The organism is Vibrio sp. B7 (assembly GCF_963888765.1).
GTDB lineage: Bacteria > Pseudomonadota > Gammaproteobacteria > Enterobacterales > Vibrionaceae > Vibrio > Vibrio anguillarum.
The window spans coordinates 82,674-93,078 of record NZ_CAWPKR010000005.1; the positions used below are offsets into that span (position 1 = coordinate 82,674).

Genomic DNA, 10,405 nt, shown 5'->3' on the forward strand with positions numbered 1-10,405 from the left:
ATTATAAGTGGGGCAGTGTGACGGTAAGCTGAGTGCCATTCTCGCTTAGATCGTGGTTGGCTGTTGTAGACTGACAGTGGCTAATAATCTGAAAGTGGCCACCCAATGCCTCGACTCGCTCACGCATCCCCCGTAAACCAAAGCCGTTCAGCTGCGCTTGTGCTTTGAAACCGATGCCATCATCGTGAATGCGCAGTGTGACATCACTTGCTAACGAAAACTCAATCACAATGTGGCTAGCTTCTGCGTATTTCAAGGCATTATTGAGCGCCTCTTGGCACAATCGATAAAGGGTCACCTTGGTGGCATCACTTAACTTTTGCAGTTGAGCGGTTGAATTCCCCGTCCAAACCACTTGGGTTTTAATGCCGTGCGTCTCAAATTCAAGGTCACGCAGCAGTTGATCCAGTGCTTCGACTAGGCCTAAATCATCTAAGGTTTTAGGGCGTAAACGGGTTAGCAAACTTTTAGTTGTGTCGTAAACATTTAAAGAGAGAGATTCAATGGTTTTAGCACAATTGCTGGTGACGGGCTGAGATTCGACGCGTTGAATAATGCTGGCTTGAGTACGGATAGCGGTAATGTTTTGACCGATCTCATCGTGCAGCTCGCGAGCAATATCGCGCCGAACAGATTCTTCAGCTTTGACTAATTGGCGGGACAAATTTTGGTTACGATCAAGCTGTTGGCGCAGCTTGGTGTTGAGATCTCTTTGTCGCTGCACACCCATTCCCAGCAAAATGCCGGTTAAACTTTGTGCTGAAAGAGAGAGCAGGAGATCCGTGACTTCCATATTAGAGACACCACTGCGCGCCGCGATCAATGCAATGCTATTGAGCAGCGTACCGAGCAATGCACCTTGCCAGCCGTAGCGAAAAGCGAGCAAAATGATCGGGATGGCTAAACAAAATGGCGCAAAACGCCGAAGTTCATCAGGTAAACCAATTTGCAGCGCAATGCTTAAAATAAATAGTAAAGAGTAGAGTAAGACGTGACGCGTGCGAAATTCGATATGACGAGAGACTAAGTTTGCCGTCAGTGGAACCCAAGTGCTTTGGAAAAGATAATTCCATATCAAATAGCAGCTTGGCACAATCATTAAGCCAGCTGTGATGCTGACTAACATCACCATTGACGCGGCATGGCCGTGGTAGGTGGTGGCCAGCGTATTAATGATAGCGCTGGCGAGGATCAACCCGCCCATTACAATAAAGCGACGCCACTGACTTCCGTGGTAGTAGCGCTGGGCGAGCAGGTTTAAGGGCAGCGTTGCGATACTGGCGGCGAGTACGGTCAGCCATTGAGGTTGTTCCATTAGCATGGCGAGCGCAATCGTCAGCCACCATTCTGCACCATAAATTGCGGGCCAGTAACGTTGTGGACTGTGCAGCGCAGTGCCTAAACGCAGAGCAAAAGGAAAGAAGAAGATCGCCAGTTCCGGATCGTTGACAAAATAGTAGGCGATAACCCACAAGCAAAACCAACTGCAAGAGAGCAGAAACCAAGCGCAGAGTGACGTAATAAAATAGCGTGGCATTAGAATGAGTCAGAAAAATATTTCGCTAAGGCCACGTTATTGCTCACACCTAACTTATCCATGGCATTGGCGCGATGGACATGAATGGTTTTGTGGCTAAGCCCAAGCTCATTGGCGACCGCTTTCACATCCAGCCCGGCAGCCAGCATTTCACTGATTTGCCGTTCACGTTTGGTCAACTGTGCTAATAGCTTTGCCTCGCGCTTGGGAGAGGTGAGTTTAAGCGCAATATCGGGTGTTAAGTAGCAACCACCATGGGCGCTGGTTCGTACGGCTTGGATGAGTTCATCTGGGCTACAACGTTTGCTTAAGTAGCCTCTTGCTCCAGCCTCCAAGGCTTTTTCGACCATGGCCGCGGAATCGTGAACGCTCAGCATAATGCAAGCTATCCCTGAGGGTAGATCTTGAAGCAGCGACAGCCCGCTTTCATCAGGCATTGAAATATCAAGAATACAGACGTTTGCCCCCGTGCCGGGAAGCCCTGCGCGCGCTTCGGCCGCCGAGCTAAATTGGCCGACCACTTGAATGTCGTCTTCGAGGTTCATGAGTTGGGCAAAGCCTGAACGTACCACGATATGGTCATCCACTAGTGCTACTTTGATCATCACAATCCCCGCTGTTTATATTGCCTGAGTAAAAAGGGAGCTTAAACTAACGCCACAGAGGCAATTAAACAAGCAATATATCCCTTTGCTATGGATGCCATTGTAGAGGAGTCTAGCGCGTCAAAAAGGAAGGGGTGGCACAATAAAACGCGACACACTCATAAAAGAGAATATCGCGTTTGATTTTGCTGGGAGCTAAGCGGCAGCTGCGGCCAGCTTTAGCCTTTTCTCATGGCGGATCTTACGCTCTTCTGCGATAGCGACAAAAATCAGCAGCACGATACAGATCATCGCTGAAGTGTCGAGCGCAGCAAAGGTGCCCTTCCAGCCAGTGAGGCCAAAAATCGGTGTACCGTCGGCGATCATACCTAGGCCAAGTTTGGCAAAACTATCACCAATTAAGTAAGCAAAGGTGCCCTTAACGCCATCGGCGACACTGATCGCTTTTTTCGGCACAAAGCCAACCGCAGCAACACCAATCAGTAATTGTGGGCCAAAAACAAGGAAACCTAGCACAAACAGTGACGCGAGATACATAAACTCGCTGGTGGCGTGCTGATAGAATTCGAGCGCAACAATGATGAGTCCCAGAGAGACACAGGCGACCAAAGCTCGGCGGCCATTAGCAAGATCGGACAGATAACCCCACATTAAAGTGCCGACTAATGCGCCCACTTCAAAGAGAGTGAAGCCTGAAATGGCCGCTTCTTTTGACAAACCAAGTTCTTGATAGGCATACACAGTAGACCACTGGTCGATGCCGATACGCACGATGTAGAGAAAGATGTTGGCAAAGCAGAGTAACCAAATCACTTTGTTTTTCAAAATGTATTCAACAAAGATCTCACGTTTGGTCATTTGGTTTTCTTCCGCGGCTATATCTTCCTCACTGACCGCTTCATCAAACAACTCTTCGACCGTACCTAAACCGTATGCTTCAGGAGAGTCACTACCGTAACGCAAACCAATGAAACCCACCACTAATGCGATGATTGATGGGAACACAAACATGCCCACAACATGACCATTAAAGAGATAGTTTGCACCAAACAGTGCTACGCCTGCCGCACCTGCGCCGCCGACATTGTGCGACATATTCCATAAACCCAAGTAGGTGCCGCGTTTATTTTTGGGCGTCCATTTGGTGATAGTGGAGTAGCTTGATGGCCCACCAGTACTTTGGAAAAAACCGCTTAGCGCATAAAAAGCAACCATTAGGAAAATGCTGACGCTTGAACCGCCCATGCTCATGCTAAATCCAAGCATTGCAATACCAGAAAGGATCAGCATAAAAGGTAGGAACTGTTTCGTGTTCTTGCCATCGGCGTAGTAAGAGACCACTGTCTTACCAATCCCGTAAGTGATGGAGAAACCAAGACCAATCAGCCCTAGCTGTGTCATCGACAAGCCGTAGGTTGAAATCATATCGTTTTGTGCAACGTTGAAGTTTTTGCGCACTAAATACATCGCCATGTAGCCAATAAACACCACAAGGTATGATTGTAAAAATGGTTTGAACCACATTTTACGGCGTTCTGCTGCGGGGAGATCGAGGGTCGGTAGCCGAACCTGTTGCAAAAGTTTTAGCATGTGAAATCCTTAGAAAATCACGTCAAAGAAATCTCTGTTGTTAGTCAATTCACACCAGAGTCGAATGGCTAGCAACCGTCTGGCTGCATCATAGAGTGATTGTAAAAATCGGCTTGGCGATTGACTTGAGGGCATGGCCTAACTGAGTTAGGAATATTTCCTAGTTTGGGTGGATTGATAGACAAAGCGTGAATGGAGTCACATTGATATGCATCTTGAAACGTCGTCTTTAAGCTAACGATTTGTAGCGAACTTGAGGGTATTTGTTAAGTTTTTAGCGCTGCCGCACTGTTATTTTTATCATTGCGTTATATAGTGTCGACAAGAAAAAATTGAGTGTTGCTATGATTCGCCTAAACCGTTTTAACAGAATAATGTTGCTCACCAGCGCGCTCAGTTGGGTGCTGGTGTCGCTTATGCCTGTAATAAACGCGCATGGCAATACGGCGGGGGTTTGGGCCACACTGTGCACCATTAATGGTTTTGAGCTGGTTCAAATTGAAGAGGGAAAAGTACAGACACAGCATACGAAACCCTGTCCCTTTGCTCATTTCTCCACCTTTCATCAAGATTCACTTCCAACGACACCTTTACTGACACGACTGAACTTGTTTGTTTCAGACAGCTACACTTTTTTGGCTCTAAGTGTACGATTTGAAAAACAAGTTCCTCGTGCGCCACCATTATTTAATCTGTTGTACTGGCGTTAGAAAATAGCCTTGATTCCTTCCTCTATTCACTATTCAGAATAAAGCTCTAACGGTAAACCATCTGGGTCGGCGAAAAATGTGTATTCGCGACCAGTGAACTCATCAACGCGGATGGGTTCGACGATGACGCCTTTTTCCTCTAAATACGCTTTGACTTCACTGACACTGTCCACCACAAACGCTAAATGTCGTAGCCCTTGAGCTTCAGGGAAGCTTGGTCTTGGTGGTGTATTTGGAAATGAGAACAGCTCAATTTGTCCGCCATCGGGCAGAGCAAGATCCAGCTTGTATGAATCGCGAGCGGCGCGGTAATTTTCAGCAATAACAGGCAGCCCTAAGATCTGAGTATAAAACGCTTTGGAACGTGCGTAGTCTGAACAAATAATTGCCGCGTGGTGGATTCGTTTTAGCATGATGACCCTTTATTTGTTGAGTTGGCTGACCAAATGTTCAGTGACGTAATCAATGAACACCCGCAGCCTTGCTGGCATGTACTTGGTTTGCGGATATTGCATGGCAATCGAGCCGTAGTAATTACTTTTGATCGTCCAATCGGCTAATAGTCGGACGACGCTGCCTTCAACGAGCGCTTGCTGAATGACAAAATCATGGAAGATGCCGATACCTAAGCCATTTTTCACGCCGTTCAAACGCATTTGTGAGTGGTTTACTGCATAGCGGCCTGAGACGGCCACTGTATGGAACTCATCTTCTTTATGAAAATCCCAGAGATGGTCACGCTCGGTTTCGGCAAGATACAAGCAGTCGTGATCCGTTAATTCGGTAGGGTGGGTGGGCGTGCCTCTGGCCGCTATATATTCTGGGCTGGCGCACAACACTAAGTGGGTTTTGCCAATTTCACGCAATACCAAGTTTTCATCTGGCTTATCAGTCAGTTTAAACGCCACATCAATATTGTGTTTGAATAAATCGATCGCACCATCTGCAGCTCTCAGCTTAAGTTGAATTTCAGGGTATTGAGTTAGAAAAGGAAGCACAAGGGGTTGCAGAACTGAGTTCAAAAATGCTTCAGGTGCCGCAACAGTGAGTGCGCCTGCAGGTTCGGTGTGGTCAGAGGTTGAAAGCTCAACCGCTTGCTGCGCAGCGTTGACCATCAACAGACTTTGATCATAAACGCGCTTTCCTGCCTGAGTGATTAAGAGTTGGCGCGTGGTTCGCTCAAATAACTTCACTGATAGTGCTTGTTCTAAACGGGTAATCAATTTACTTAATGCCGAAGGTGTTACCCCCAGCTTTTGAGCGGCTGCCGTAAAGCTACCTTCATTGACGACGAGAATGAAAGCCGCTAAATCAGGCAGCAGGGCGATAAGACGATGCGTGATCATAATTGTATTTGTGCCTGAAGTTCACTAATGGTTTTCCATGTCATGGGATAATAGTCGTAAATGGGATCAACTAAAATACCATTAAGCGATTTTACAGTGTAAATGAAGGGTCTATTTTCGTTTAGGCTGCCCTACACCATAGCTATTGCGCTATATAAAAATAAGGACGTAGCAATGTCTTCTGCATTTTATCAACAGATCCAAAACCAGCTTGAGGAAATCAAAGCGGAAGGTCTGTATAAATCTGAACGTGTGATTACCTCGCAACAACAAGCGGCGGTCGAAATTTCTACTGGTGAAGAAGTGTTGAACTTCTGTGCCAACAACTACCTTGGTTTGGCTAATCACCCTGCGTTGGTTGAAGCGGCGAAGCAAGGCATGGACAGTCACGGCTTTGGTATGGCTTCGGTACGTTTCATCTGTGGTACGCAAGATATTCATAAGCAACTGGAACAGAAGCTCTCTCAATTCTTAGGTAAAGAAGATACGATTCTTTACACCTCATGTTTTGATGCAAACACCGGTTTATTTGAAACTATTTTAGATAAAGAAGACGCGATTATCTCTGACGCGTTGAACCATGCCTCAATCATTGATGGTGTGCGTTTATGTAAAGCGATGCGTTTTCGTTACTCCAACAATAACATGCAAGAGTTGGAACAGCAGTTGATCGCAGCCGATGCGGCGGGCGCTCGTAATAAGCTCATCGTAACGGATGGTGTATTCTCAATGGATGGCGTAGTCGCAAACTTGCCCGCGATTTGTGATTTAGCCGATCAATACAACGCGCTCGTCATGGTGGATGATTCACACGCGGTTGGATTTATGGGTGCAAATGGCCGTGGCACGCATGAATACCATGATGTGATTGACCGTATTGATATCATCACCGGTACCCTTGGTAAAGCGATGGGTGGTGCTTCAGGTGGCTACACTTCCGGTAAAAAAGAGGTGATTGATTGGCTTCGTCAACGTTCACGTCCTTATTTATTCTCTAATTCGGTTGCGCCAGCGATTGTTGCAGCATCGATTCGCGTGCTGGATTTACTGGCAGAAAGCGCCGCGCTTCGCGACCAACTTTGGGATAACGCCGCGCATTTCCGTACTCGTATGGAAGGCGCGGGGTTCACTATGGGTGGCGCGGATCACGCCATCATCCCGATTATGCTCGGCGATGCCATCGTTGCAGCAGAGTTTGCAGAACGAGCACTAGCTAAGGGCATTTATGTTGTTGGTTTCTCGTTCCCTGTTGTGCCCAAAGGCCAAGCTCGTATTCGTACACAAATGTCAGCCGCGCATAGCCGCGAGCAACTCGACCACGCCATTGATGCGTTTATTGCTGTTGGCCAAGAAATGGGGCTCATTAAATGAAAATTAAAGCATTATCCAAACTCAAACCAGAGCAAGGCATTTGGATGACCGAAGTGCCAATGCCTGAACTTGGTCACAACGATCTGCTGATTAAAATTAAGAAAACCGCAATTTGTGGCACCGATGTTCACATCTATAACTGGGATGAGTGGTCACAAAAAACCATCCCAGTGCCAATGGTGGTTGGCCATGAATACGTCGGTGAAGTGGTTGGCATTGGTCAAGAAGTTCGCGGTTTTGAATTAGGTGATCGCGTGTCTGGCGAAGGTCACATTACTTGCGGCCATTGTCGAAATTGCCGTGGTGGTCGTACTCACTTATGTCGTAATACTGTGGGTGTTGGTGTGAACCGCACTGGTGCATTTTCTGAATACTTAGTTATCCCTGCATTTAATGCTTTCAAGATCCCAGATGGTATTTCCGATGATCTAGCCTCGATTTTTGACCCATTTGGTAACGCGGTACATACCGCATTGTCATTTGATTTAGTCGGCGAAGATGTGCTGATCACTGGTGCTGGTCCAATCGGTATCATGGCGGCCGCAGTGGCGAAACACGTTGGTGCGCGCCATGTGGTGATCACCGATGTCAACGAATATCGTCTTGAGCTTGCACGCAAAATGGGCGTGACACGCGCCGTGAATGTTGCGGAACAAAAGTTAGAAGAGGTCATGAGTGAACTTGGCATGACAGAAGGTTTTGACGTCGGCCTTGAAATGTCAGGCGTACCGAGTGCCTTTAGTTCTATGCTGAAAACCATGAATCACGGTGGTCGTATTGCTTTATTAGGTATCCCACCTTCAGATATGGCGATCGATTGGAACCAAGTGATCTTCAAAGGTTTGGTGATCAAAGGTATCTATGGCCGTGAAATGTTCGAAACTTGGTATAAGATGGCGAGCCTGATCCAATCTGGCCTCGATTTAACGCCGATCATCACTCACCATTACAAAATTGATGACTTCCAAACGGGCTTCGATGCTATGCGCAGCGGGCTTTCTGGCAAAGTTATCCTTGATTGGCAGTAACTCACTAATCTACTAACAGCATGAAGGGGCTTTTTAGCCCCTTTATTCTATAAATTTCTATTACGAAGTTTAATTGTTATCCCTGATCTAATTGACACTATCGAATCTATCTCTTTTGCTCCTTTCACGAAATTTTTCGTAAATTTTCAAAGCTTAACTATGCTAAATGGAAATACACCTCAGAAAGGAAACTATTCATGCAACTTCTTAAACCGTCGCTAGCTGGCTGTGCGCTATTGCTAGTTAGTCAATTTTCATCATTCTCGGTCAAAGCTGATGTGTTAACGCTTACCTCACTTGAATGGCCGCCTTATTCATCACCCAAACTTATGCAAAATGGAGCCTCGATTGCGGTTGTCTCTGCTGCGATTCAAGCTATGGGGCATGAACTTAAAGTTGAATTTTATCCTTGGGAGAGGGCTGTATACTTAGCGACTAATGATGCTCAGTATGCAGGATATTTTCCAGAATACTTATTTGAATCTAAAGATATTCTCTTTTCTAACTCGATTGGTTTAGGTCCACTTGGGTTTGTTGAAAATAGTGCAACCCCTGTAACTTGGGCGAGTTTATCCGATCTAAAACCATATAAAATTGGTGTGGTGCGGGGCTATGTTAACACCGAAGAATTGGATCAAATGATCGCAACTGGAGAGCTAAAATCAGAAGCGGTCAGCAGCGACAGTCAGAATCTCGCGAAAGTCGGCCATGGACGGATCTCACTTGCGGTGATTGATAGTAATGTTTTTCAATATTTGTTAGAAAATACGCCAGCGATTGATCCTATAAAAGCCAATTTACAAATGAACAGCCAATTGCTGGTGGAAAAGTCGCTGCATGTTGCTTTTACCAATAATCCAGAAGGCGAGCGTTGGAAAAATATTCTCAATGACGGGTTAAGTCGTATTGATGTGGAAAAAATCATGGCGGATTATTTGTCGAAATAAATAAAAAGCGGTTCCGAAAGCAGTGTGAGACGTTTGCTGTAAATCTAGCTTGAGCGGTAGATTTTTATCCACCGTTCAAGATGGCCTGACTATGTGGTCTTTTAATGTATTAATTTCTTTCTTAAATAGTGGAGCAAAGCATTTATTTAGACAGTTTGATTGCCAAGCACTGCTCTAAATTATGAATACATAGTTTGACTATAGAGGGAACGTGGCTTGCGAACGGAGTTAAGGTGTAGACGGTGTTGAGAGGTAAAGTGTATTCGGGCATTAAGTTCACTAGATTGTGCTCCATTTCAGTTAAATAAAAATCAGGAATAATACCAATACCAGCACCGGAACGAATCAAAGATAGGCAGCTATGAAATGAATTTGCAATACAATTTGCATGTTTAGTATAAATGAAAGATGTACCGCTAGTGTGGTGAAATTGGTGTATTATTTTCTCTGCTTGCCAAACATTAGCAATATATGGCAATTCATTGATATTATATGTCTTTTCTGACACTCCGCATAGAACATCCCTAAACTCACCAATGCGTTTTTGTTTAATATTACTATCATGTGAGGACCCAATTCTGATGGCAATATCGATATCGTGGGCTATTAAATCAAGGTGCTGATCATCACAAATTAGCTCTGGTTTCAGCTTTGGATAGGTCTTCATCAAATCAGCAATAACGGGAACCACTAAACTATCCATCAATGCATTGGGAGGTTCAAAATACTCTACCACTCCCGGTTTTCGGTTAAAACCAGAGTGGAAAAGTTCATCAGTACATAGCATGAGCCAGAAAGTTCATAATCCGAAGTGTTCACACAAACTTGGCCTAGTGCAGACTATAGCTAGGCATAAACGTAGGTAAATCAGTATGCAGATAATCCACCGAATTGAAATTTGTTGTAATGAAAAGCTTTTGGCAAGTGCTGAGGCAATAGGTCACGATGGAAGCCTGCTATTGGAGCAGTTCAGTGAAATAGTAAAAGAGCGTGACTCTTTTACTATTAAGGAATACATATCAAACGGCGAACGACGTATTCTTGAAAGTACGCCATATGGAATGAAGGTCATCAGCAAGGAAATACTATTTACTCCTAAATCATAGCAGCAATGGGGTAGTGAGATAAAAGTGATCAATTTGTTTGCGTATTTCGGTGATTGCGAACGCTTGTTTCGGTTTATTCCGAACACCTTAACCAGCACTTTTTCTCTTTCCCTATTTTTACTCTAAGTGTTCGGATTGCGCCAGTTTTCTCATTGATTCTCCTCC

The 10,405-nt window shown here is 45.4% G+C and carries 11 protein-coding genes; 5 read left to right on the plus strand and 6 right to left on the minus strand.

Features of this window, described 5'->3' with window-relative positions:
• Window position 1: 1 nt before the first annotated feature.
• The 3 genes from uhpB to uhpT form a co-directional block, all read right to left on the minus strand.
• Window positions 2-1,537 carry a signal transduction histidine-protein kinase/phosphatase UhpB gene (uhpB, locus tag AACV32_RS03305; RefSeq protein WP_170895661.1) on the minus strand — a complete coding sequence of 512 codons (1,536 nt, stop codon included), beginning with the start codon at window positions 1,535-1,537 and terminating at the stop codon, window positions 2-4.
• On the minus strand, window positions 1,537-2,142 hold the full coding sequence (gene uhpA / locus AACV32_RS03310) for a transcriptional regulator UhpA (RefSeq protein WP_026028260.1): 606 nt from the start codon (window positions 2,140-2,142) through the stop codon (window positions 1,537-1,539). The genes uhpB and uhpA overlap by 1 nt, the downstream gene beginning before the upstream one ends.
• A gap of 195 nt (window positions 2,143-2,337) precedes the next feature.
• Complete coding sequence (uhpT, locus tag AACV32_RS03315; protein ID WP_013868016.1) at window positions 2,338-3,732, minus strand: hexose-6-phosphate:phosphate antiporter; 1,395 nt, start codon at window positions 3,730-3,732, stop codon at window positions 2,338-2,340.
• A gap of 344 nt (window positions 3,733-4,076) precedes the next feature.
• Between uhpT and AACV32_RS03320 the strand changes: the two genes are divergently transcribed.
• Entirely contained in the window at window positions 4,077-4,442 is a 366-nt protein-coding gene (locus AACV32_RS03320; protein ID WP_026028259.1) for a hypothetical protein, read from the plus strand.
• A 29-nt stretch (window positions 4,443-4,471) separates the two neighbouring features.
• Here AACV32_RS03320 and gloA2 read toward each other — a convergent pair whose 3' ends face one another.
• Together gloA2 and AACV32_RS03330 are read right to left on the minus strand one after the other, a co-directional pair.
• The gene (gene gloA2 / locus AACV32_RS03325) at window positions 4,472-4,855 is read right to left on the minus strand and encodes an SMU1112c/YaeR family gloxylase I-like metalloprotein (RefSeq protein WP_017046047.1); all 384 of its coding nucleotides are present in this window, start codon (window positions 4,853-4,855) and stop codon (window positions 4,472-4,474) included.
• 9 nt (window positions 4,856-4,864) lie between these two features.
• On the minus strand, window positions 4,865-5,788 hold the full coding sequence (locus tag AACV32_RS03330; RefSeq protein ID WP_094127192.1) for a LysR family transcriptional regulator: 924 nt from the start codon (window positions 5,786-5,788) through the stop codon (window positions 4,865-4,867).
• Window positions 5,789-5,962: 174 nt separating this feature from the next.
• On the opposite strand from AACV32_RS03330, the gene AACV32_RS03335 reads away from it, so the two are divergent.
• The 3 genes from AACV32_RS03335 (at window position 5,963) to AACV32_RS03345 (ending at window position 9,134) form a co-directional block, all read left to right on the plus strand.
• Window positions 5,963-7,159 (plus strand): glycine C-acetyltransferase, encoded by a 1,197-nt coding sequence (locus tag AACV32_RS03335; protein ID WP_094125045.1) that lies wholly within the window; start codon window positions 5,963-5,965, stop codon window positions 7,157-7,159.
• Entirely contained in the window at window positions 7,156-8,187 is a 1,032-nt protein-coding gene (gene tdh, locus AACV32_RS03340; RefSeq protein ID WP_019281861.1) for an L-threonine 3-dehydrogenase, read from the plus strand. Before AACV32_RS03335 ends, tdh begins: the two co-directional genes overlap by 4 nt.
• Before the next feature lie 197 nt (window positions 8,188-8,384).
• Window positions 8,385-9,134 carry a substrate-binding periplasmic protein gene (locus tag AACV32_RS03345; protein ID WP_019281860.1) on the plus strand — a complete coding sequence of 250 codons (750 nt, stop codon included), beginning with the start codon at window positions 8,385-8,387 and terminating at the stop codon, window positions 9,132-9,134.
• Between the two features lie 142 nt (window positions 9,135-9,276).
• Here AACV32_RS03345 and AACV32_RS03350 read toward each other — a convergent pair whose 3' ends face one another.
• Window positions 9,277-9,921 (minus strand): LysR substrate-binding domain-containing protein, encoded by a 645-nt coding sequence (locus AACV32_RS03350; RefSeq protein WP_249339521.1) that lies wholly within the window; start codon window positions 9,919-9,921, stop codon window positions 9,277-9,279.
• An 85-nt stretch (window positions 9,922-10,006) separates the two neighbouring features.
• Here AACV32_RS03350 and AACV32_RS03355 point away from each other — a divergent pair, with 85 nt between their 5' ends.
• Window positions 10,007-10,240 carry a hypothetical protein gene (locus AACV32_RS03355; protein ID WP_019281856.1) on the plus strand — a complete coding sequence of 78 codons (234 nt, stop codon included), beginning with the start codon at window positions 10,007-10,009 and terminating at the stop codon, window positions 10,238-10,240.
• The last annotated feature ends 165 nt before the right edge of the window (window positions 10,241-10,405 follow it).

What these genes read in the sequence shown, in the direction of transcription:
- tdh (WP_019281861.1), top strand. Translation starts at nt 7,156, where the DNA reads ATGAAAATTAAAGCATTATCCAAACTCAAACCAGAGCAAGGCATTTGG.
- uhpT (WP_013868016.1), bottom strand. Translation starts at nt 3,732, where the DNA reads ATGCTAAAACTTTTGCAACAGGTTCGGCTACCGACCCTCGATCTCCCC.
- AACV32_RS03345 (WP_019281860.1), top strand. Translation starts at nt 8,385, where the DNA reads ATGCAACTTCTTAAACCGTCGCTAGCTGGCTGTGCGCTATTGCTAGTT.
- AACV32_RS03330 (WP_094127192.1), bottom strand. Translation starts at nt 5,788, where the DNA reads ATGATCACGCATCGTCTTATCGCCCTGCTGCCTGATTTAGCGGCTTTC.
- AACV32_RS03320 (WP_026028259.1), top strand. Translation starts at nt 4,077, where the DNA reads ATGATTCGCCTAAACCGTTTTAACAGAATAATGTTGCTCACCAGCGCG.
- AACV32_RS03350 (WP_249339521.1), bottom strand. Translation starts at nt 9,921, where the DNA reads ATGCTATGTACTGATGAACTTTTCCACTCTGGTTTTAACCGAAAACCG.
- AACV32_RS03335 (WP_094125045.1), top strand. Translation starts at nt 5,963, where the DNA reads ATGTCTTCTGCATTTTATCAACAGATCCAAAACCAGCTTGAGGAAATC.
- gloA2 (WP_017046047.1), bottom strand. Translation starts at nt 4,855, where the DNA reads ATGCTAAAACGAATCCACCACGCGGCAATTATTTGTTCAGACTACGCA.
- AACV32_RS03355 (WP_019281856.1), top strand. Translation starts at nt 10,007, where the DNA reads ATGCAGATAATCCACCGAATTGAAATTTGTTGTAATGAAAAGCTTTTG.
- uhpB (WP_170895661.1), bottom strand. Translation starts at nt 1,537, where the DNA reads ATGCCACGCTATTTTATTACGTCACTCTGCGCTTGGTTTCTGCTCTCT.
- uhpA (WP_026028260.1), bottom strand. Translation starts at nt 2,142, where the DNA reads ATGATCAAAGTAGCACTAGTGGATGACCATATCGTGGTACGTTCAGGC.